The following is a 20,938-nucleotide window of genomic DNA, read 5'->3' as shown; positions in this document are numbered from 1 at the left end:
CCCGCGCAGGTGCGGGAGTCGGGGACAAGCAAAGGAGTATCAGCATGACGACGTCCGATTCGCTTCGTGACACGAGGATTCCCACACACGCGTCCGGCTCCATCCCCGCCGTGGGATTTGGCACGCTGATCCCGGATCCGGTCGTGACGAGGCAGGCCACGAAGGCTGCTTTGGAGGCGGGCTTTCGACATCTCGATTGCGCCGAGCGCTACCGTAACGAAGAAGCGGTCGGCGACGCGATGCAGGAGGTGTTCGCAACGGAGAAGCTTCGGCGTCGGGACCTCTTCGTTACGACCAAGCTATGGAACACCAACCATCGGCCGGAGCGGGTGAAGCCCGCCTTTGACGCGAGCCGCAGGCGACTGAAACTCGACGACATCGACTGCTACATCATTCACACGCCCTTTGCCTTTCAACCTGGCGACGAGCAGGACCCGAGGGACGAGCGCGGGCGGGTCATCTATGACTCTGGAGTCACGTTGGCGGAGACATGGGAGGCAATGGAGCGGCTCGTTGACGAGGGCCACTGCAGGTCGATCGGCCTTTCGGACATCACTTTGGAGAAGCTGCGCGAGATCGTCGCAGTCGCGCGGATCAGGCCCGCCATGGTGCAGGTCGAATCCCATCCGTATTTGCCGGAATGGGAGTTGCTCGACTTCTGCCGCGAGCATGGAATTGTGCTGCAAGCGTTTGCGGCACTTGGACACGCCATGAAGCCGAACGTCCTGGCCGATCCTGTGATCACAGCTATCGCGGAGCGCCTGCATAAGACGCCGGCTCAGATTGCGCTCGCGTGGGCCGTACAACGCGGCTCTGCCTTCCTGACCACCTCGACGAATCCTCGGCGCATCCGGGAAAACTTCGATATCTCGGCTCTACCTGAGGACGCCATGCGGGAGATAAAAGAGCACATCAAGACGAACATCAGGTTCAACTCGGTAGTTGAGACCGGCGTACCCGGCTTTATTCCGAGGGCCGAATGAACGGAATGACCTGAGCCGCGTTCCATGACCACGATCAGCTTTGACTTTTTGGATCGGAATCTCCGGAGCGAGATGCGTTCGGATCATGTTTGCAGGTCCGCAATCAGGTCGCGCGCGAACCGCATATCGGCGATCCCGGATCCTTCGGTCATCGCATTGCATGCCTTCTCCAGAACCGCGCGTGCCTCAGCGCGCTGGCCTTGTCCGATCCTGAGCTGCGCAATGCTGATCGCGCAGCGCAGCTGCCAGAAATGCGCGCCTTGCTGTGTTGCTAGATCCATGGCTTCGTGAAAGCAGGCGTCGGCGGCTTCCGATTGCGGTGACTCCCTCAGCAACAGCTCACCCTTGATGCGGAGTAGCTCCGGCAGATACCAACGCTCCTGCCTGTCGTTGCAGCGCGCCAACACGTTCTCGATCGTGTCGAAGCCATGATGAACCTGATTGGCTTGTCCGAAGCAGGCGGCTAGTTCGCCAAGCAGGGGAAGGAAGCGCGGCAGGAAGCGGGCATCGCCGGCGCGATTGAGCTCGTCTCGCAACAGCGGCAAGCCGGTCTCGACGTCTGTGCGCTTTGCAGCGACCAGCGCGTTGAACGCGCGGGCCCATAGCCCCCAGAGCCGGATGGCGTGGCGATCAGCATGCTCCAGCAATTCGGTCCCGTAGCGCTCGGCGGCGTCGTAGTCGCCAGCCAGGAAGGCAATCGGGCAGGCGGCCTGTCCCAGCACGCTGCAGAAGGTCAGCGCATGGCCGTTGGCCCGACCTTCGTGGATATTCTGTTCGGCCAACGCCAAAGCCTGATCGGCATGACCCTGCAGCCACAGGATGCGGGCGCGAAAGTATTGCGTCGATATCCGCAGATCGAGCGGGAAGATCTTGGGCTTCTCGGCCAATACATGCAGCGAGGCATTGACCCGGTCGATACGGACCCGTGCCTCGCTCTGGTCTCCGAGATAATGCAGTGCGACGGCCATCAACCGGTCCGCCAGCATGAGATCAGTCTTGTCGGACGAATTCGCGGCGGCTTCGGTGAAACGATCGGCGAGCGCGCGCGCCTTGCCAAACGCCCCGTTGTTGAACTGATCGATGCACAAGCCCCAGAGAGCCCGTAACCGGAAATCCTTGTCGTCGAGCTTCTCGGCCAATTCGAGCGTGGACTCGAGGATCGGGCGGGCCTCGCGTGCCCGGCCTTCGCCATACATCAGCGACCAGCCGAGCGCTGCCAGGAGCTGCATGCGTACGCGCTCCTCGTCATGGTCTGCCAGCGCGGCAAGCGCGGTCCTGGCGCGCTCGCGACACTCTGCGAACAACGAAAGCCGAATCCAGAGCGTCACGGCCACCGCCGTCAGGGCGATACCAAGCCGTGCATCGCCTTCAGGCGAAAAGGCCCAGTCCAGCGCAGCGCGCAAATTGTCCAATTCGGCGCCGTAGGCGCCAAGCCAGTCCGACAATGGGGAGGAGGTTTCGGCTTCAGCGCGTTCGAACAGGCCGTGAAAATATTCGGCATGCCGCTGTGCGATCCGCTTCGCTTCATTGGCTTCGCTCAGCTTGCCGAGCGCATAAGTGCGCGTGGTGTCCAGCAGGCGATAGCGCAATGTTCGCGCACCTGATGGTGCGATCAGCGACTTTGTGACGAGATTGTCGATCGCCTCCATGGTCGCGGCGGCGCTGAGCCCGTCGCCCGAGGCGACGGCAGCAGCCGCCTCCGGCGTGAACGGCCCGGCGAACACGGAAAGTCTCCGCAAAATGGCGCTCTCGGATGCGGGAAGCAGGTCGTAGCTCCAGTCGAGCGCGGCGCCGAGCGTCTGATGTCGCGGGATGGCCGTGCGCCGCCCGCGCCATTGCAGCGAAAAGCGGCTGTCGAGCAGGGATGCCGTGCCGGCGATGCCATAGGCGTTGACGCGCCCTGCTGCGAGCTCGATCGCAAGCGCGATGCCGTCGAGGCGGCGGCAGATGTCAGCCACCAGCGGTGCTTCTTCTGCGCTCAGCTGAAATGGTCCGGAGCTCTGCGCGATACGTTCGACGAAGAGCTGGGCCGCCGGATAGGCAAGGACGTCGGCCACGGCGAGGTCGTCGCGCCGGGGCGGACAATCCAGCGGGAACAGCCGAAAGATCCGTTCGCCTTCGCTGCGAAAGGATTCCCGGCTGGTTGCCAGCACATGCAGTCGCGGTGCTTCGCGAACCAGGCGCTCGACCAGCGGCGCGAGCGTCTCCAGCACGTGCTCGCAGCTGTCGAAGATCAGCAGCGTCGGTTTCGTCTGCAGGTGCGTCAGCAGCGCCGGGACCGGATCCTCCGCATTGATGGATAGCCCGAGCGTCGATGCGATGGTGATTGCTGCGAGTTCAGGCTTCCGCACCGGTCCGAAGTCGACGAAGAACACATGCCCGTCGAAATGGGCAAGCCGGCGATGGCCGACGGTCACGGCCACTGCGGTCTTGCCGATGCCACCGGGGCCGACCACTGTCACGAAACGATGCATCGCGAGCCCGGTCGAAATCTTCTCGATGACGTCGTCTCGCCCGATCACGTGCGCGAGCGGGGCGGGAAGGAAACGCGGTAGAGGGATATCAGTCGGGCGAGCAGGAGGGGCGGGAGCAACCTGGGTGAGAGATGCGACGAAGCAATAGCCGCGCCCGGGGACGTTGACGACATAGCGGGCCGACTTGCCGGTGTCGCCGAGTGCCTTGCGCAAGGCTGCGATGTGGAAGCGGAGGCTGCCATCGTCGACATTCACGTCTGCCCAGACACGCTTGACGAGCTCGCGCTTGTCGACGACTTCGCCGGGCCGCTCGGCCAGGAAGATCAAGATGTCGAGCGCGCGGCCGCCGACATGAAGATGCGCGCCGTCCTTTTCCAGGAGTCGCGACCTTGGAAATAGACGAAATGGCCCAAAAGAAATGGCCGAGTCCTGGTTGTTGTCTGACACGCGCCATCGCCCCCGCTGCGGGGAGTCAAAATTGTTTGACTTTTTCCTATCAGAACGAAGCGTACAGTAAACTGGACGAAAGCAGCGGGAGCGGCTTGAGGTGCGCGCGCTGTTGCATTGACTGGATCTGGGGCATTTTGAAATATTGCTGTCAGATGAACGGTTTAGGCTAGTGGATGAGGTTGGTCATTCGCTGAGCTGTCCGTCTTGCGCAGGGATCGTAGTCGAAAAACGGATGGACACTCTCATTTTGCGCACGAACCGCGAATGCCTCGCTGATCGACTGTGCCGTTGACGATGGCCGGTTGCTGCTGCGTATGGAGGCTTGGGAGCCGGTCCCTTCTCTGATCAAATCTTACGACGTTCGGAACAGGACATGTCTTCGCCCTCGAGACGAGATTTCGTCAATGCGGCCACGTTTGCCGTTGCGCTCGCCGGACTTTCGCGCGGCGGGAAAGCCGCTGATTATCCATCGCGCCCCATTCGGCTTGTGATTCCCTATGCGGCCGGCGGCTCGGGCGATCAGATCGGGCGCCCCTGGGTCGAGAAGATGTCATCTCAACTTGGCCCGACGTTTGTGGACAATGTCGGCGGTGCGGGCGGCGCGATCGGGACGTCAGCGGTGGCGCGCGAGAAGCCCGATGGCTATTCGCTGCTGCTGGGAAACGGCAGCACGCAGGTCATCATCCCCCTGACGACGCCAAATCCCTCGTATTCCGTCGGGGATTTCCGGGCGATCTATCGCCTGATCAGCAGTGCGCTGGTTTTCGCCGTCCATCCATCGCTGCCTGCCACAGACCTGCAAGGCCTGATCGCCTATGCCAGGAGCAAACCGGGTACGCTGTCCTATGGAACTCCGGGCATCGGCACCGGCAATCACCTCGTGGGGGAACTGTTCAAGCAGCAGGCCGGAGCCCTGGATATCGTCCACGTTCCCTATCGCGGCATCGCACAGGCCACCAACGACCTCGTGAGCGGTCAGATATCTCTCGTCATTGCCGTCATGTCGGTTCAATTGCAGCAACTGGGCCGGGCCGGCAAGGTGAGGTTGCTTGCGGTCACGACCGACAGACGGTTGAGCGGCGCGCCGGAGATTCCGACCGCGATCGAGTCCGGCATGCCTGATCTCAGCTACGAGGGATGGTTCGGTCTTTTCGCTCCGAAAAAGACTGACGACGCGATCATCGATCGCATCGCGCAGGCAACACGGGTGGCGATGGCCGATCCGGCACTGCTGGCGAATTATCGCGCGCAGGGGATGGAGCCCGACAGCGATTCGGGTCCGGAGAAATTCCAGCAGACTGTCGATGCCACTTCGGCAAGTCTTGCGCCGGTGATCAAATCAATCGGACTTCAAGCGCTGTAAGTGCGCCGGCGTTTCGTGTGTTGGAGGCGTCGTACAATCTCTGCGGGCCCGATGCCGGTGGCCCACGAACTGCGCTTGCAATGTTTAGTAAACCGTGCATTACTAAACAAATCGAGCCTGCCGGGCCTATAGAATCCGGGTGGCGCGAGGAAACACCAGTTTAGTTACTCAGCTCGTCGTGGACTGTGTCGCTCTGCTCGAAGCATTCGAGCGGGTAGGAAAGCCGCGCCATGTCGATGGCCGGCCCACTCGGAGGGAACGTGTAATGAAACGAACGAAGACGCTTGTAGTGGCATGCGCGGCAGTCGCCGCCGCGCTCAGTGTCGGCGCGGGCACCACGCCCGCGCACGCGCAAGGAAAGACCATTACGCTGTGCTGGGCCGCATGGGACCCCGCCAACGCATTGGTCGAATTGTCGAAGGACTTCACCGCCAAATCGGGTATCGGTATGAAGTTCGAATTCGTGCCGTGGACCAATTACGCCGATCGCTTCCTGAACGAACTCAATTCGCATGGCTCGCTGTGCGACCTCATCATCGGCGATTCACAATGGATCGGAGGCGCCGCGGAGAACGGCCAGTACGTCAAGCTCAACGATTTCTTCAAGAAGGAAGGAATCAGCATGGACGACTACATGCCGGCGACGGTGGTCGGTTATTCCGAGTGGCCGAAGAACACGCCGAACTATTGGGCGTTGCCCGCGATGGGCGATGCGGTGGGCTGGACCTATCGCAAGGACTGGTTCGCGCGGCCTGACGTGCAGAAGGACTTCAAGGCCAAGTACGGTCGCGAGATCGGCGTGCCGAAGACGCTTGCCGAGCTGAAGGACATCGCGCAATTCTTCCAGGGCCGCGAGATCGACGGCAAGAAGGTCTATGGTGCCTCGATCTATACCGAGCGTGGCTCGGAAGGCATCACCATGGGCGTCTCGAATTACCTCTACGATTACGGCTTCAAATACGACGATCCGAAGAAGCCTTATGCGATGGACGGATTCGTGAACTCGGCCAATGCGGTGAAGGGACTCGAAGCCTACAAGGAGCTCTACAAGTGCTGCACGCCGCCCGGCGCCTCCAACTCCTACATGTCGGAAGGGCTTGACGCCTTCAAGTCCGGTCAGGTCGCGCTGCAGATGAACTTCTTCGCGTTCTTCCCGGGCCTCTACAAGGACCCGAATGTCGGCGGCGACAAGATCGGCTTCTTCGTCAATCCGGCCGGTCCCGCCGCGCAGGCGACGCAACTCGGCGGACAGGGCATCTCGGTGGTCTCCTACTCGAAGAACCAGGCCGAGGCGCTGCAATACATCAAGTGGTTCTCCGGCGGCGACGTCCAGAAGAAGTGGTGGGCGCTCGGCGGCTATTCCTGCGCCAAGTCCGTGTTGAACGATCCGAGCTTCCCTGGTAGCGCGCCCTTTGCCAAGGAGTTCCTGCAGTCGATGGGCATGGTGGTCGACTTCTGGGCCGAGCCGTCCTACGCCCAGCTGCTGCAGGCGGAACAGAAGCGCGTGCATGATTATGTGGTGGCCGACAAGGGCACCGCACAGGAAGCGCTCGACGGTCTGGTCAAGGACTGGAAGGCGATCTTCAAGGAAGAAGGCAAGAAGTTCTGAGGTTGATACCCGGAGCGCGTGCGCTCGCGCTCCGGGCTTTCCTTCGAGATGACCGGGATCTGTCGCCACGCGACGGCCCGGGTGCCAGGATCGGTCGCTGCAATGAATGAATTGAGTGCCTCTTCGCGGATCACCTATCGGGCCGTCATGGTCCGGCCCAGTGTGGCGCGTCGTGTCCGCGGCCTGTCGGACAAGACACTCGCCTGGCTCTTCATCACGCCGACGATCGTGTTGCTGCTGGCGATCAATATCTTTCCGCTGCTCTGGACGATCTATCTGTCGTTCACGAATTATCGCGCCAACCGGGCCAATGTACCGACCATCTGGCTGGGTGCCGACTGGTACCAGTCGATCCTGACCGATCCGGACATCTGGGCGGCAATGCAGGTCACGGCGCATTTCGTGATCTGGACTGTTGTGATCGAGACCGTTCTCGGATTTGGCCTTGCCTACCTCATCGACAAGAAATTCCGCGGCCACGGCATGTGGACCACGATCATCCTGCTACCGATGATGCTGTCGCCCGCGGTCGTCGGCAATTTCTGGACGTTCCTCTACCAACCCCAGATCGGCTTGTTCAATTATGTGGTCGCCTTTTTCACGGGACGCGCGGCCTCGTCCTTCCAGATGCTCGGCGACGTCACGCTGAGCCCCTGGGCCATCGTCATCGTCGATGCCTGGATGTGGACGCCTTATGTGATGCTGATTTGTCTCGCCGGCCTGCGGTCGATCCCAGATTACATCTATGAAGCCGCCGAAGTCGATCGCGCGTCGAAATGGCGGCAGTTCTGGTCGATCACGCTGCCGATGGCGCTGCCGTTCATCATGTTGGCGGTGCTGTTCCGCGGCATCGAGAATTTCAAGATGTTCGACATGGTCAACCTGCTTACCGGCGGCGGGCCGGGGTCGACCACGGAAGTTGCCTCGATCACACTCAAGCGAGCAGCGTTCGAGAGCTGGCGCACCGGCTACTCCTCGGCCTTCGCGATCATCCTGTTCGTGACGGTCTTCGGCCTCGCCAACATCTATGTCAAGGCGCTGAACAGGGTGAAAAGCCGATGACATCAGCCACCACAGCCCATTCTGTCGTCGAGCCGTCGGCCACGACGCGGCGTTTTGCCGGCTCGCTGGTCGTGCTCTACGCTGTCATCACCATGATCCCGCTGGTCTGGATCATGCTCACCGCGTTCAAGTCGCCTGACGATGCGATCTCCTATCCGCCCAAGGTGCTGTTCAGGCCGTCGCTCGAAGGCTTCTGCAATCTGTTTACGACACGCTCGCGCCAGACGCCAGAGTTCATCCGCTCGTTGGGACCGCCGCAGGGGATGTGCGACAGCATCGCGCGCGACCGCAACATGGTGGTCGCAGGTCCTTCGAATTATGTGCCGCGCTTCATCAACTCGCTGATCATCGCGTTCGGCTCGACCGTGCTCGCTGTCGCGCTCGGCACCTTGTCGGCTTACGGCTTCTCGCGGTTCCGCGTGCCTCTGAAGGATGATCTGCTGTTCTTCATTTTGTCGACCCGGATGATGCCGCCGATCGCGGTCGCGATCCCGATCTATCTGATGTATCGCACCATCGGATTGTCGGACACGAGACTCGGAATGATCCTGCTCTATACCTCGGTCAACGTCTCGCTCGCGGTCTGGCTGCTCAAGGGCTTCATCGACGAAATTCCGCGCGAATACGAGGAAGCCGCGATGATCGACGGCTATACCCGCTTCCAGGCCTTCGTGAAGGTGGTGCTGCCGCAGGCCACCACGGGAATCGCGGCAACGGCGATCTTCTGCCTGATCTTCGCCTGGAACGAATACGCTTTCGCGGTGCTTCTCACCTCGGGCAATGCGCAGACGGCCCCGCCGTTCATTCCGATCATCATCGGCGAGGGCGGACAGGACTGGCCCGCAGTGGCCGCCGGCACGACGCTGTTCCTGGTGCCGATCGTGGTGTTCACGGTGCTTCTGCGCAAGCATCTGTTGCGCGGCATCACCTTTGGAGCTGTCCGCAAATGAGCCTCGATGTCACCCCAGCCATTGCACGTCGTGGTCTCGCCGACCGTGTTCTGCGTCGCGGCCCGCTCGAAGCCATCGCGACGACAATCATCGCCGCCGGCGTCGTGATGCTGATGCAGCCGTTCTCGCTGACACTGTATTCCTGGTCGTTTGCGACAACCCTGTTCGGCACGGTGATGTTCACCATCGTGTCCAAGGTGCGGGAGTAGGGCGCGATGGCACAGATCAAGGTCGAGGCGCTCGACAAATCTTTCGGTGCGTTTCATGCAGTCATGTCCGCCAGCTTCACTGTGGAGAATGGCCAGTTTCTCTGCCTGCTCGGGCCTTCCGGCTGCGGCAAGACCACGACGCTCCGCATGATCGCGGGACTGGAGCTGCCGACGGCAGGGACTATCCGGCTCGACGGCGAAGACGTGACGATGAATCGCGCGTCGGCCCGCGACATCGCCTTCGTGTTCCAGCTCTTCGCGCTCTATCCGCACATGAACGTCCGGCGCAACATCGGCTTTCCCCTGAAATGCGAGGGCATGGGTGCGGCCGAGCGCAACCGGCGGGTGGTCGAGGCCGCGCGCATCCTGCGGATCTCGCATCTGCTCGACCGTTCCGTCTCGGGCCTTGCGGGCGGCGACCGGCAGCGCGTGGCGCTGGGGCGGGCGATCGTGCGCAAGCCAAAATGTTTTCTGATGGACGAGCCGCTCGGCGCGCTCGATACCGAGATGCGCGAGGCCATGATTCATGAGCTGCGTTCTCTGCATGACCGGCTCGGCGCCACGACCGTCTACGTCACCCATGACCAGCTTGAGGCCATGGCGATGGCCGACAGGATTGCGGTGATGAACAATGGTGTGGTCGAACAGGTCGCAAGCCCGCGCGACATCTATGACCGGCCGGCTTCGCTGTTCGTTGCGGACTTCATCGGCTCGCCGCCGATGAACTTCCTGCCGTTCCGTGGCGGCTTGCAGACCGGTGCGGAGGCGATCCGACTCGGCGAACGGGACGTTGCGATTCCGGCTGCGCGCGAGGCGATGGCGGAGAGCGAGCTCGTGCTTGGGGTGCGGCCCGAGCACATACGTTTCACGGATCGCGGCATGGTGCGCGGCGAGGTCTATGGCACGGAATATCTGGGCACGACGCAGATCGTGACGGTGGCGACGAGCTACGGCGCGCTCAAGGCCCGCTCACCCAGCAGCAGATCGTTTCGGACGGGCGAGACTGTCGGGCTCGACTTCCGGCCCGATACGCTGTCGATCTTCGACAAGGCGTCGGGTCGGGCCATTCGCACCGCGCTGCACGAAGGAGTTGTGCATGGCTGAGGTTGAGATCATCTCCGTCTCCAAGGCCTTCGGCAAGACGCAGGCGCTGAGCGACTTGTCGCTGACGATAGGTGACGGCGAATTCGTCGCACTGCTCGGGCCGACCGGTGCCGGCAAGACCACCGCGCTGCGTTTGATTGCCGGGTTGGAGCAGCCGGATAGCGGCTCGATCCGCATCGACGGGCGCGACGTCACCGGCGATGCTCCCGCGGACCGCGACGTTGCCTTCGTCTTCCAGCAATATTCGCTGTATCCGCATCTCACCGTGTTTGAGAACATGGCCTTTGCGTTGCGGGCGCCAACCCGCCGCGTAGGCGAAGCCGATATCCGCACGAAAGTGCAGGAGGTCGCGCGTCTGCTTCATATCGAGACCAAGCTCGACAACAAGGCGACGCAGCTATCGGGCGGGCAGATGCAGCGCGTCGCGATCGGTCGGGCGCTGGTGCGTTCGCCTTCGATCTATCTGATGGACGAGCCGCTGTCCTCGCTGGATGCCAAGCTGCGCGGCGAACTCCGCCTCGAGCTGAAGCGGATCCAGGTCGATCTCGGCGCGACGATCCTCTATGTCACCCACGATCAGACCGAGGCGATGACCATGGCCTCGCGCATCGGCGTGATCGAGGGCGGACGGCTGTTGCAGATCGGCTCGCCGCGCGAGATCTACGAGAACCCGATCAACGCGCATGTCGCCGCAAGGCTGGGCCAGCCGACGATCAATCTGCTGCCAGCGGCCCTGTTCGGTCGCGCGCCTGCCGGTGCCGAGACGGTCGGCGCTCGGACCGAGCATCTGACGATTGCGCGCGGCGGCGGCGATGTCTCGGCAACCGTCAGGCGGGTCGAGCATCTCGGCGACCAGAGCCATCTCCATCTCGACCTTGCCGGCCGACCGGTTGTGACCCTGGCGGATCCCGAGGCGGGCTTTGGCGCCGGCGATGTCGTGTCGCTCCGTCTGAACAAGCCGCTGTTTTTCGATGCGAATGGCTGGAGGGTGGCGGCATGAGCCTTGATCGGGTAGCCAGGGAAAGACTGGTGCGAGCGCTGGCATGTTCAGTGATCGAGCACGCGGACGAATTGACGAGCCTCGACCAGGCGATTGGCGATGGGGATCACGGGCTGAACATGAAGCGCGGTTTCGAGGCGGTGCTCGCGGCATTGCCGGGCCTTGCCGACAAGTCGCTGCCCGACATGCTGAAGGCGATTGGAATGACGTTGGTCATGAAAGTCGGCGGTGCGTCAGGGCCGTTGGTCGGAACTTTCTTCATGGAGCTGGGTAAGTCTCTTCCGGAACAGCCGAGCCGGTCTGATCTGGTCGCGGCGACGGACAAGGCGATCGAGGCCGTCAAGGCGCGCGGTCGTTCCGAGGCGGGGCAGAAGACGCTGCTGGATGTCCTGGTGCCGGTTCACGCCATTCTGGCAGGCGGCGGTGATGCCAAGGCCATTGCGGCTGAAGCTGTGCAGGCGGCCGATCGCACCACGCCGATGCTGGCGATTCGCGGCCGCGCATCGTTCCTTGGTGAACGCTCCATCGGTCATATGGACCCGGGCTCGCGCTCGGCATCCCTTCTGATCGGCGCGGCAGTTGAGATATTGGAATTCGAGGTCAATCCATGAGCAACGTCGGAATTGTCATCGTGTCGCATTCGCCGAAGATCGCGGAAGGCGCGGCCGATATGGTGCGCCAGATGGTCGGTGAAGCAGTGCCGCTGGCCTGGACCGGCGGCGATGTCGATGGCGGGTTAGGTACGAACGTTGCCGGAATCCTCGAGGCGATCGAGACCGCCTGGTCGTCGGCGGGTGTTGCGATCCTCGTCGATCTCGGCGGCGCCGAGACCAATTCGGAGATGGCGGTGGAGATGCTCCCCGAAGATCGTCGCGCGCGCGTGCTGGTTTGCAATGCCCCGGTGGTCGAGGGGGCGGTGATTGCTGCGACCGAATCTTCGGGCGGCTCATCGCTTGCCGCCGTCAAGCGCAGCGCGGAGGAATTCTATGCATGATGCCAACGCCAACCGGGCGGCTCAGTCGTTCGCGCCGCTGACCGCCTCCGCGGTTCTCGTCAACCCGGTCGGCCTGCACGCGCGGCCATCGGTGAAGCTTACGCAACTGGCAAAGGGCTTTACCGCGAAGATCGAAATTGCGCTTGCGGCGGAGGGACCCTGGACGGACGCCAAGAGCCCTGTGAAGGTCATGCGTGTGAAGGCGCCGCAGGGCGCAACGCTCCATTTCCGCGTCAACGGTCCTGATGCCGAGGCCGCGCTCGCGGCCATGCTGGCGCTGGTGCATGACGGTTTCGGCGAGGCGTAAGTCGTGGGCGAGATCCATCTCACCGGCCATCCCGCTTCGCCCGGCCTCGCCATCGGCCCGGTCGCGGTGCTGACGACAGAAGTGGCGGGCAGGGCTGAGAAGGGCGATCCGGCACAGGAGGCCGCGGCGCTGAAGGCAGCGATTGAAGGAGCAGCAGCGGAGCTCGCCGACCTGATCGCGACGGTTCACGGCGAGGCCGCGGAGATCCTGGAGTTCCAGGTTGCGATGCTCGGCGACGATGCGCTTGCAGAAGGGGCTTACGAGGCCGTCGCGGGCGGAACGGCTGCCGATGAGGCCTGGCGCGCGGCACTCGAAGCCGAGATTTCAGGCTATCGCGCGGCGGACGAGGAATATTTTCGGGCGCGTGCTGCCGATCTCGTCGACATTCGCGATCGCGTCCTCGCGGGCCTGAACGGTGCAAACACGATCTCTGAGATTTCCGGCGATTCCATCGTCACGGGTGATGATATTTCGCCATCGACGTTCCTCGCTGTCGACTGGACCCGCGGCGGCGCAATTGCGCTCGCCAGCGGATCGCCGTCATCGCATGTTGCGATGCTCGCGCGATCGCGGGGCGCTCCGATGGTGGTCGGGTTGGGGCCGTTGCCATGGAACGGACAGCCGCCGTCACTGGCGCTGGTCGACGGTGACGCCGGCACCGTGATCTTCGATCCCCAGCCTGAAACGCGCCGCCTGTTCGAGCACCGGATGGCAGCCGCGACTGCCGCGCAGATTGCTGTCGATACTGGTCGCCTCAAACCCGCGCTGACCGCCGATGGAAAGCGCATCGCCGTCATGCTCAATGTCGCCGCGCCGGAAGAGCTGGCGAGTCTCGATCCCGCCATCTGCGACGGCATTGGCCTCGTACGGACGGAGTTTCTGTTCGAGGGATCGAGAGGGCTTCCGGGCGAGGATGCGCAATATCAGGTCTATCGGCGCATTCTCGAATGGGCCGAAGAGCGGCCCGTGACGATTCGCACGCTCGACGCTGGCGGCGATAAGCCGATTCCCGGCGTGACGGTCGATGGCGAGCGCAATCCATTCCTGGGCCTGCGCGGAATCCGGCTCTCTCTGGCGCGACCGGAGGTGTTTCGCGTGCAGTTGCGCGCGCTCTGCCGCGCGGCCGTGCATGGGACACTGAAGGTGATGCTGCCGATGGTCGCTGTCCCCTCCGAGCTCGACCGCGCCAACGCCATGCTGGACGCAGAGTTTGCGGCTCTCAGCGCAGAGGGCATTGCCTGCGCCCGGCCGCCGCTCGGCATCATGGTCGAGGTCCCCTCGGCCGCACTCTGCGCCGACGATTTCGACGCGGCGTTTTATTCCATCGGGTCCAACGACCTCACTCAATACACAATGGCCGCGGCGCGCGACATCGGCGCTGTCGCGGATCTCAACGACGCCGGCCATCCCGCGGTGCTGGCGCTGATCGCGCGGACGGTCGAGGCCGGGCTTAAGCGTGGCGTCGAGGTCTCGCTCTGCGGCGATGCCGCCGCCGATACGCGCTTGACGAATGCGCTGCTGGCGACGGGCCTGACGATCCTCTCGGTCTCGCCGATCGCTGTAGCCCGGCTCAAGGCTGCCATCGCCGGGGTGACCGCATGAGTGACGATGCAGGCGAAGACGCGAGCCGGCCGGGCGACAGCAACGTCGCGGATTACAAGCTCATCCTGCGGCGGGCGCTCGACAACCGGCCCTCGGGGACGCGGTTGAAGCTCGCGGCCGCGCTCGGCAAGAACCGCTCCTTCGTCAGCCAGATCACCAATCCGGCCTATCTGGTGCCGATCCCTGCAAAGCATGTCGCGATCATTTTCGAGGTCTGCCATCTCTCCGGCTCTGAGCGTGCGGCGTTCCTCGAAGCCTATGGGCGCGCGCATCCGGGGCGGCTGCGCGGCGCCCATCGCGAGGCGCGCACGCGCGTCGTGACGGTGACGGTGCCCGATCTCGGTGACGACAAGAAAAATCGTGCGCTCGAGCAGCTCATCGTCGACTTCGCTGCCCAGCTCGCCCGCTACGCCGAAAGCATCGGCTGACGAATTCGTAACGCAAAAGATAACCGGGAGGACGCCATGAAAAAGCTGATCAACAGCGCCGACACGGTGCTCGAAGAGAGTCTCGACGGATTGGCGGCAGCCCATGCCGATATCCTGCTGCTCGGTGCTGACAGGAAGTTCGTGCGCCGCCGCAATCTGAAGCCTGGCAAGGTTGCGCTGATCTCGGGCGGTGGCTCCGGGCACGAACCGCTCCATGCGGGTTTTGTCGGCCACGGCATGCTCGATGCTGCCTGTCCGGGGCAGGTCTTCACCTCGCCGACGCCGGATCAGATGATCGAGGCGGCGGAGGCCGTCGATACCGGGGCAGGCGTGCTCTTCATCGTCAAGAATTACGAGGGCGATGTGATGAATTTCACCATGGCCGCCGAGATGGCCGGGCGCGAGGTTGCAAGCGTGGTCACCAATGACGACGTCGCGGTCGAGAAATCGACCTACACGACTGGTCGTCGCGGCGTCGCGGGCACGCTGATTGTGGAAAAGATGGTTGGCGCTGCGGCCGAAAAGGGCATGCCGCTCGCCGCGCTCAAGACGCTCGGTGACGATGTGAACAGGCGCACCCGCTCGATGGGCGTCGCGCTGTTGCCGTGCACCGTGCCGGCGGTGGGCCGGCCGAACTTCACGCTGGCCGACAACGAAATGGAGATGGGCGTCGGCATTCACGGCGAGCCGGGGCGACGCAGGGTGCCGCTGGCCTCTGCCGATGCGATTGCAGCCGACATACTTGGCGCGATCCTGGATGATCTCGAACCGAGCAAAGGCAGCGAAGTCCTGCTTCTGATCAACGGGTTCGGTGCGACGCCGCTGATCGAGCTCTATCTGATGGCCAATAGCGCCAAGCGCATCCTGGACGGGGCGGGAGTTACGGCCACGCGTTTTCTTATCGGCTCCTATGTGACCTCCCTCGACATGGCCGGTACGTCGATCACTGTCTCCGTGCTCGATGGTCAATCGAAGGAATTGTGGGACGCGCCGGTGCATACCGCCGCGCTTCGCTGGCGCATGTGATTGGCGGAAACCAGGCTCGATCACCAACGACATGGCTCACGTCGCTCGATGACGGATTGGGGCGAGGGTTGGTCTTGCAAGATTGCGTGTGCACGATGCGCGCACGGGAGCTTCAATAGAAGCTCATCGCAGTCGGTATGAGCTGGCTTTGGCCAGCCTCGCACGATGTGCGCGACCCGCGGGCGTCTGGTTGCGGAAGCAATTTCTGTCGCTGGACGAGGAACGTGGCGTCGGAGCAATCGTGCCCCGTCCTCCACTCTAGGCAAATTCCCTGAAAGCACCGGCCGCCCTTGCCGCCGCCGCAGTCGGACGACCTGGGACGGCGCCAGCGGCCGTTCGAACCGGCTCGGGAAGGCGGGATCTCCCATTGACAGGTCGCCCGAGATGATAGAATTATAACAAGATAAGTTGCAAAAATAACAATATGTCACCATCGTACCAGCATCTCGCGGGGGCGACGGGAGGAAAGTTTGGAATTGTCCGGTTCGGTTGCAGCAGAATCCCTGCCGTCGACCTCGCTTGTGATGGTCAGTGCCATCAACAAGCGTTTTGGCGGCGTGCGGGCGCTCCGCGACGTCGACCTCCAGGTTCGCGCCGGCGAGGTGCATGCGCTGCTCGGCGAGAACGGCGCCGGAAAATCCACGCTGATCAAGATCCTCAGTGGAGTTCATAGCCTCGACAGCGGCACGATCGAGATCGCTGGCAAGCCCGTGGAATTCGACAGCCCGGCGAAGTCGCGCGAGGCGGGGATCGCCGTTGTCTACCAGGACCTCAGCCTCGTCGAATCCTTGAGTGTTGCGGACAATTTGCTGCTCGGTCGCGAGCCGCGCACAGCTTTCGGCTTTGTCCGGAAGCGCGCGCTGATGGTCAGGGCCGAGGCGTTCCTGAAAGAGCTGGGCATTCCCCTGGATACGCGCGCGACTGTCGGCTCGCTGCCGTTCGCCTACCGCCAGATGACGGAGATCGCAAAGGCGCTGATGGGCGAGGTCCGGCTGCTGATCCTCGACGAGCCGACGTCGTCGCTGACATCGGATGAGGTCCGGATCCTGTTCGACGCGATCGGGAAGGCGACGCGCCGCGGCGTCGGCGTGATCTATGTGACCCATCGGCTGAACGAGGTCTTCGAGATCTCGCAGCGCGTCACTGTGCTGCGCGATGGCGCCAACGCCGGCACGTTCATCACCGCCGAGACCGACATGAAGCGGCTGGTGAACGCCATCGTCGGGTCAGATCGATCGGTATTGACAGGCTCGCGCACTGAGCCTGCCGTGAAGCGTGAGTTGGATCCGTCGCCGGTTTTGTCGCTGTCGAACGTATCCAACGACCGGCTTCGCGCGGTCGATTTGTCCGTGCGGAAGGGCGAGATCCACGGTCTTGCCGGGCTGATCGGGAGCGGACGCACGGAGATTTTGGAGACGGTGTTCGGCCTGCGACCGCTCGAGAGCGGCGCAATCGAAATCGAAGGCCGCCGCTGGCTGCCGGCCGGGCCGGCCGATGCGATCGAGCAGGGCGTCGCGCTGGTGCCGGAGGACCGGCACGTGCAGGGCCTGGTCCTCGATCATTCGATCGAACGAAACGTCACCTTGCCGCGGATTCCGCATTTCTCGCGCTGGGGCTGGATGCAGCAACGCGCCGCAGCCAGGCGTGCGGAAAGTGCGGTCGCAAGGCTTTCGGTGAAAGCGCAAGGCGCCTCCAGCCTGGTCAGGACGCTCTCGGGCGGTAACCAGCAGAAGGTCGTGTTCGGAAAATGGAATGATCCGCGGCCGCGCGTGCTGCTGCTGGACGAACCGACCGTTGGCGTCGACGTCGGCGCACGTGAGGAGATCTACGCCGTGATCCGGAATGCCGCCCGCGACGGCAGCGGCGTTCTGGTCGTCTCGTCCGACCTCGTCGAATTGATCGAGCTCTGCGACCGCATCTCCGTGATCGTCAATGGGCGCGTCGCTCGAACGCTGGTGCGCGGCGAGATCGATGACGCCGAAGAGCTGCACCATCTCCTCCAAATCTACCAGGCCTCCGGGCTGAGCACATCGCAAGAGTTGTCCGCATGACCGAACTGACCGCTCCCAACGTCGTCGCTTCGTCGACCCGGTCCGACCGGCGCCGTAGAATTGTCCAGAATCTGCTGCGGGGCGAGAGGCCGTACATGCTGTACATCGCCTTCGTGATCCTGCTGGTCGTGTTCAGCCTGTCCTCGCCCTGGTTCCTCTCGGTCGACAACTTCCTGAACATCGGACGGCAGACCACGCTGGTGTCGATCATCGCAGTCGGCATGACCTTCATCATCATCGCGCGTCAGATCGATCTGTCGGTCGCATCGACGCTGGCGCTGTCAGGCATGGCGGCGGCTCTGGCGATGAGCCAGATCAACAACAACTGGATCGTCGGCGCCGTCGCCGGGCTTGGCACCGGCGCGCTGGTCGGGCTGATCAATGGCATCCTGACCACGCAACTGTCGATTCCATCCTTCCTGGTGACGCTGGGCTCACTGAGCATGGCGCGGGGACTGGCGATGATGGTGACCAACACCAAGCCCGTCATCATCACCAACGAAACCTATTTCGCGATCTTCGGCGAAGGCACGTTCCTCGGCATCCCGGTTCCGATTGCCTGGACATTGGCGGCGATGATCGTCGGCATCCTGCTGCTGCACTACAACGTGTTTGGCCGTCGCATCTATGCGGTCGGCGGCAACCCGACTGCGGCGCTCTATTCCGGCATCAACACCAAGCGGATCACGACGGCGGCCTTCGTCCTCACCGGCACGCTCGCGGGCCTCGCCGCGCTGGTGCTGTCCGCGCGCTCACATGCCGCGCGACCCGATGTCGTGCAGGGCATGGAGCTCGACGTCATCGCTGCCGTGATCCTCGGCGGTTGCAGCCTGTTCGGCGGGCGCGGCTACATCCTGGGAACGCTGTTCGGCAGCTTGATCATCGGCACCCTCAATAACGGCCTCGTTCTGCTCGGCGTGAGCTCGCCGATGCAGCTCGTGATCAAGGGCGCGATCATCGTGGCCGCGGTTGCCTTCACGAAACGCTAGCCAGAGTCAGGCGCGGCGCATGAGCCACTGGTTCATTGCGCCGCGTGGGTAGGGGCAAGGTCGCTGGCCCTCCGGTAATCGGCGACCAACATGGAGGAAACAAATGAAACCAATCTTGCGACACGCCTTGCCTTTGACCGTGTTGATGGCCACTGCGGCCGTCGCGACGATCCCGTCGGCCCGCGCTGAAGTGCCCGCGACCTGCGTCAAGGGCGTCGATCTCGCAACGCTCGGACCAAAATCGATCGTCGGCCAGGGCCCCCACGGCGAGAAGGCGGCTTCGCCCGAGGTGCTCGCGCTGTCGGAGGCCGACGTTGCGAAGATCAAGGAGAAGCACTTCAAGGTCGGCATCTCCATGCAGACCGTCAACCTCGACTGGTCGCAGCTCCAGATCCAGGGCATCACCGACACGCTGAAGAAGTACGGCGTGACGGTGACCGGCGTCGCCTCCGCCGAATATCAGGTCGACAAGCAGATCGCCGATATCGAGAACACCATCCAGCAGCATCCTGATGGCATCATCTCGATCCCGGTCGACTTCACCGCGACCGCGCCGACCTACAAGAAGATCGCCAAGGCCGGCATCAAGCTCGTGCTGATGGACAGCATCCCGACCGGCCTGAAGCATCCCGAGGAATACGCCACGATGGTCTCGGCGGATAGCCAGGGCAACGGCCAAATCGCAGCGCAGATCCTGGCGTCCTGCATGCCGCAGGGCGGCACCATCGGTCTCGTCAATTTCGGCGTCGACTATTTCAGCACTAACGAGCGCACCAAGGGGGTGCGGGAGTGGATGAAGGCGAACCGGCCCGACATCAAGATGAAGCAGGTCGATTTCACTGATCCGCCAAAGGTCTCGCAGATCGCGGGCGACTTCCTCACCGGCAATCCCGACGTCAAAGGACTCTACGCGGTGTGGGATCAGCCGGCACTGGATACGCTAAGCTCGATGCGCGCCCAGGGCATCGACATTCCCATGACGACGGTCGATCTCGGCCTGCAATCGGCGATCGAGATTGCCAAGGGCGGTCCATTGAAGGCGACCGGCTCGCAGCGTCCCTATGACCAGGGCGTCGCCGAGGCGATGGCGATGATGAACGCGCTGTTGGGCAAGGAAACGCCCGGCTGGGTCGGTGTGCAGTCGCTGCCGGTGACGCAGGCGAACGTGTTGGAGTCCTACAAGACCGTCTTCAAGAAAGACCCGCCGGCCGAGCTGACGGATGCCTGCAACAAGGCGAAGCCCGCTTGTAATTGAGCTCGCGGTTACAATGCGTGGTTCTACCGGACCACGCATTGTCCAGCAGGCCTGATCCGGGCGGACCAGCCCCCATCCGGATCAGGCTGCGCTGGTGATGTATTCGACGGGAAGGTTGCGGAAGTGCTTGCGCGTGTCTGGTGGCACTGCGCCGCCGACGATGATCCGCGAGAATGAGCCGACGTCAGAGAAGAAGGCCGGCTTGAGGCTGCCGAGCTTGCTGGCATCAACCACCAGGATGCTCTCCATAGCGGTCGCGATCACGGCCTGCTTGATAGCGACCTCGTGAAAATTCGAGCAGCTGGCGCCGCGGGTCCAGTGCAGGCCGCCGGCCGAGATGAAGGCCTTGTTGACCCCGAGACGCCGCAGATAGGACAGGCCGTCATCCGACGAGAATGATTGCGATGATGGATGGTAGAGCCCGCCCATCAGCATCACCTGCGTTGCCGGGCGGTGAGTGACGATCGTGGCAACGTTCAGCGAATAGCAGATCACCGAGAGCGGCATGTCCTCGGGCAGGCAATCCGCCAGCGACTGCATGGTGGTGCCGCAGTCGATGAAGATGGTGTCGCCTTCCCGGATCGAGGCGGCAGCGGAACGGCAGGCGAGGCGCTTGTCCTGCGTGTGCTGGTCGATCTCCTGCTCGAACGTGTACTTGATACCGGTCGGCGAGGCCGCATTGACCACGTAGCCGCCGAGCAAGGCGAGCGTACCGTCCGGACCGGCGAGGTCGCGCCTCACCGTCATCTCCGACACTTTCAGCAAGTCAGCGGCGTCCTTCAGATGCAGCGCGCCGCTGGTTTCGACGGCGCGGCGCAGCCGTTGCAGCCGCTGGACGCGGGTCTCGCTGGAGCGTGCGGTCGGTGTTTCAGCCATTTTCGTCACCGAGCTTGCTTATCCGGTTGACAATGATCTTACAATGATGTGAGTTTAGCAACGTCAATTTGTTACAATAATAACATCTAGTCCGGAGGGCGGTCCTGTCAGCGATGGCAGGCAACGGAAGCTCCGACGGGCAAGGGATGGGAGGATCGCATGTTGCAATCGGCACCAGTCTATCTGTCGCTTCCGCCGATTCGCTA

At 63.0% G+C, this 20,938-nt stretch carries 19 protein-coding genes; 17 read left to right on the top strand and 2 right to left on the bottom strand.

Annotated features, from left to right (window positions below):
• Positions 1 to 44: 44 nt before the first annotated feature.
• Positions 45 to 983 (top strand): aldo/keto reductase, encoded by a 939-nt coding sequence (locus L6639_RS04050; protein ID WP_237859071.1) that lies wholly within the window; start codon positions 45 to 47, stop codon positions 981 to 983.
• A gap of 83 nt (positions 984 to 1,066) precedes the next feature.
• Here L6639_RS04050 and L6639_RS04045 read toward each other — a convergent pair whose 3' ends face one another.
• Positions 1,067 to 3,904, bottom strand: a complete 2,838-nt coding sequence (locus L6639_RS04045; protein ID WP_237859070.1) for an ATP-binding protein — start codon at positions 3,902 to 3,904, stop codon at positions 1,067 to 1,069.
• A gap of 376 nt (positions 3,905 to 4,280) precedes the next feature.
• Here L6639_RS04045 and L6639_RS04040 point away from each other — a divergent pair, with 376 nt between their 5' ends.
• The 16 genes from L6639_RS04040 to L6639_RS03965 all read left to right on the top strand — a co-directional run bounded on the left by L6639_RS04040 (position 4,281) and on the right by L6639_RS03965 (position 19,856).
• Positions 4,281 to 5,270, top strand: coding sequence for a Bug family tripartite tricarboxylate transporter substrate binding protein (locus tag L6639_RS04040; protein ID WP_237859068.1), 990 nt, complete (start codon positions 4,281 to 4,283; stop codon positions 5,268 to 5,270).
• A 265-nt stretch (positions 5,271 to 5,535) separates the two neighbouring features.
• Positions 5,536 to 6,879: an ABC transporter substrate-binding protein gene (locus L6639_RS04035; RefSeq protein WP_237859067.1), complete on the top strand. Its 1,344-nt coding sequence runs from the start codon at positions 5,536 to 5,538 to the stop codon at positions 6,877 to 6,879.
• 102 nt (positions 6,880 to 6,981) lie between these two features.
• Positions 6,982 to 7,941 (top strand): carbohydrate ABC transporter permease, encoded by a 960-nt coding sequence (locus L6639_RS04030; RefSeq protein WP_237859066.1) that lies wholly within the window; start codon positions 6,982 to 6,984, stop codon positions 7,939 to 7,941.
• Positions 7,938 to 8,891 (top strand): carbohydrate ABC transporter permease, encoded by a 954-nt coding sequence (locus tag L6639_RS04025; RefSeq protein ID WP_237859065.1) that lies wholly within the window; start codon positions 7,938 to 7,940, stop codon positions 8,889 to 8,891. The genes L6639_RS04030 and L6639_RS04025 overlap by 4 nt, the downstream gene beginning before the upstream one ends.
• The gene (locus L6639_RS04020; RefSeq protein WP_237859064.1) at positions 8,888 to 9,100 is read left to right on the top strand and encodes a hypothetical protein; all 213 of its coding nucleotides are present in this window, start codon (positions 8,888 to 8,890) and stop codon (positions 9,098 to 9,100) included. The genes L6639_RS04025 and L6639_RS04020 overlap by 4 nt, the downstream gene beginning before the upstream one ends.
• Before the next feature lie 6 nt (positions 9,101 to 9,106).
• On the top strand, positions 9,107 to 10,204 hold the full coding sequence (locus L6639_RS04015) for an ABC transporter ATP-binding protein (RefSeq protein WP_237859063.1): 1,098 nt from the start codon (positions 9,107 to 9,109) through the stop codon (positions 10,202 to 10,204).
• The gene (locus L6639_RS04010) at positions 10,197 to 11,204 is read left to right on the top strand and encodes an ABC transporter ATP-binding protein (protein ID WP_237859062.1); all 1,008 of its coding nucleotides are present in this window, start codon (positions 10,197 to 10,199) and stop codon (positions 11,202 to 11,204) included. The genes L6639_RS04015 and L6639_RS04010 overlap by 8 nt, the downstream gene beginning before the upstream one ends.
• Entirely contained in the window at positions 11,201 to 11,815 is a 615-nt protein-coding gene (gene dhaL / locus L6639_RS04005) for a dihydroxyacetone kinase subunit DhaL (protein ID WP_237859061.1), read from the top strand. The genes L6639_RS04010 and dhaL overlap by 4 nt, the downstream gene beginning before the upstream one ends.
• Complete coding sequence (gene dhaM / locus L6639_RS04000; RefSeq protein WP_237859058.1) at positions 11,812 to 12,198, top strand: dihydroxyacetone kinase phosphoryl donor subunit DhaM; 387 nt, start codon at positions 11,812 to 11,814, stop codon at positions 12,196 to 12,198. The genes dhaL and dhaM overlap by 4 nt, the downstream gene beginning before the upstream one ends.
• Positions 12,191 to 12,505, top strand: a complete 315-nt coding sequence (locus L6639_RS03995) for an HPr family phosphocarrier protein (protein WP_237859056.1) — start codon at positions 12,191 to 12,193, stop codon at positions 12,503 to 12,505. Before dhaM ends, L6639_RS03995 begins: the two co-directional genes overlap by 8 nt.
• Before the next feature lie 3 nt (positions 12,506 to 12,508).
• On the top strand, positions 12,509 to 14,107 hold the full coding sequence (gene ptsP / locus L6639_RS03990; protein ID WP_237859055.1) for a phosphoenolpyruvate--protein phosphotransferase: 1,599 nt from the start codon (positions 12,509 to 12,511) through the stop codon (positions 14,105 to 14,107).
• Positions 14,104 to 14,535, top strand: coding sequence for a hypothetical protein (locus tag L6639_RS03985; protein ID WP_237859054.1), 432 nt, complete (start codon positions 14,104 to 14,106; stop codon positions 14,533 to 14,535). Before ptsP ends, L6639_RS03985 begins: the two co-directional genes overlap by 4 nt.
• A 36-nt stretch (positions 14,536 to 14,571) precedes the next feature.
• Complete coding sequence (gene dhaK / locus L6639_RS03980) at positions 14,572 to 15,561, top strand: dihydroxyacetone kinase subunit DhaK (RefSeq protein WP_237859053.1); 990 nt, start codon at positions 14,572 to 14,574, stop codon at positions 15,559 to 15,561.
• Between the two features lie 470 nt (positions 15,562 to 16,031).
• The gene (locus L6639_RS03975) at positions 16,032 to 17,612 is read left to right on the top strand and encodes a sugar ABC transporter ATP-binding protein (RefSeq protein ID WP_237859052.1); all 1,581 of its coding nucleotides are present in this window, start codon (positions 16,032 to 16,034) and stop codon (positions 17,610 to 17,612) included.
• Positions 17,609 to 18,601: an ABC transporter permease gene (locus L6639_RS03970; RefSeq protein ID WP_237859051.1), complete on the top strand. Its 993-nt coding sequence runs from the start codon at positions 17,609 to 17,611 to the stop codon at positions 18,599 to 18,601. Before L6639_RS03975 ends, L6639_RS03970 begins: the two co-directional genes overlap by 4 nt.
• Positions 18,602 to 18,704: 103 nt before the next feature.
• On the top strand, positions 18,705 to 19,856 hold the full coding sequence (locus L6639_RS03965; protein ID WP_237859050.1) for a substrate-binding domain-containing protein: 1,152 nt from the start codon (positions 18,705 to 18,707) through the stop codon (positions 19,854 to 19,856).
• Between the two features lie 81 nt (positions 19,857 to 19,937).
• Here L6639_RS03965 and L6639_RS03960 read toward each other — a convergent pair whose 3' ends face one another.
• The gene (locus tag L6639_RS03960; RefSeq protein WP_237859049.1) at positions 19,938 to 20,732 is read right to left on the bottom strand and encodes a DeoR/GlpR family DNA-binding transcription regulator; all 795 of its coding nucleotides are present in this window, start codon (positions 20,730 to 20,732) and stop codon (positions 19,938 to 19,940) included.
• Positions 20,733 to 20,938: the final 206 nt, after the last annotated feature.

The sequence above is a fragment of the Bradyrhizobium zhengyangense genome, assembly GCF_022012555.1.
Classification (GTDB): Bacteria; Pseudomonadota; Alphaproteobacteria; order Rhizobiales; family Xanthobacteraceae; genus Bradyrhizobium; species Bradyrhizobium zhengyangense.
The sequence above is the reverse complement of the archived record's forward strand: the minus strand, read 5'-3'. Positions and strand labels throughout refer to the sequence as shown.

Coding starts and splice junctions, on each gene's coding strand:
- L6639_RS04010 (WP_237859062.1), top strand. CDS start 10,197: ATGGCTGAGGTTGAGATCATCTCCGTCTCCAAGGCCTTCGGCAAGACG.
- L6639_RS04020 (WP_237859064.1), top strand. CDS start 8,888: ATGAGCCTCGATGTCACCCCAGCCATTGCACGTCGTGGTCTCGCCGAC.
- L6639_RS03960 (WP_237859049.1), bottom strand. CDS start 20,732: ATGGCTGAAACACCGACCGCACGCTCCAGCGAGACCCGCGTCCAGCGG.
- L6639_RS03965 (WP_237859050.1), top strand. CDS start 18,705: ATGAAACCAATCTTGCGACACGCCTTGCCTTTGACCGTGTTGATGGCC.
- dhaL (WP_237859061.1), top strand. CDS start 11,201: ATGAGCCTTGATCGGGTAGCCAGGGAAAGACTGGTGCGAGCGCTGGCA.
- dhaM (WP_237859058.1), top strand. CDS start 11,812: ATGAGCAACGTCGGAATTGTCATCGTGTCGCATTCGCCGAAGATCGCG.
- L6639_RS04015 (WP_237859063.1), top strand. CDS start 9,107: ATGGCACAGATCAAGGTCGAGGCGCTCGACAAATCTTTCGGTGCGTTT.
- L6639_RS04050 (WP_237859071.1), top strand. CDS start 45: ATGACGACGTCCGATTCGCTTCGTGACACGAGGATTCCCACACACGCG.
- L6639_RS03970 (WP_237859051.1), top strand. CDS start 17,609: ATGACCGAACTGACCGCTCCCAACGTCGTCGCTTCGTCGACCCGGTCC.
- L6639_RS03985 (WP_237859054.1), top strand. CDS start 14,104: ATGAGTGACGATGCAGGCGAAGACGCGAGCCGGCCGGGCGACAGCAAC.
- dhaK (WP_237859053.1), top strand. CDS start 14,572: ATGAAAAAGCTGATCAACAGCGCCGACACGGTGCTCGAAGAGAGTCTC.
- L6639_RS04035 (WP_237859067.1), top strand. CDS start 5,536: ATGAAACGAACGAAGACGCTTGTAGTGGCATGCGCGGCAGTCGCCGCC.
- L6639_RS04040 (WP_237859068.1), top strand. CDS start 4,281: ATGTCTTCGCCCTCGAGACGAGATTTCGTCAATGCGGCCACGTTTGCC.
- L6639_RS03995 (WP_237859056.1), top strand. CDS start 12,191: ATGCATGATGCCAACGCCAACCGGGCGGCTCAGTCGTTCGCGCCGCTG.
- L6639_RS04025 (WP_237859065.1), top strand. CDS start 7,938: ATGACATCAGCCACCACAGCCCATTCTGTCGTCGAGCCGTCGGCCACG.
- L6639_RS04030 (WP_237859066.1), top strand. CDS start 6,982: ATGAATGAATTGAGTGCCTCTTCGCGGATCACCTATCGGGCCGTCATG.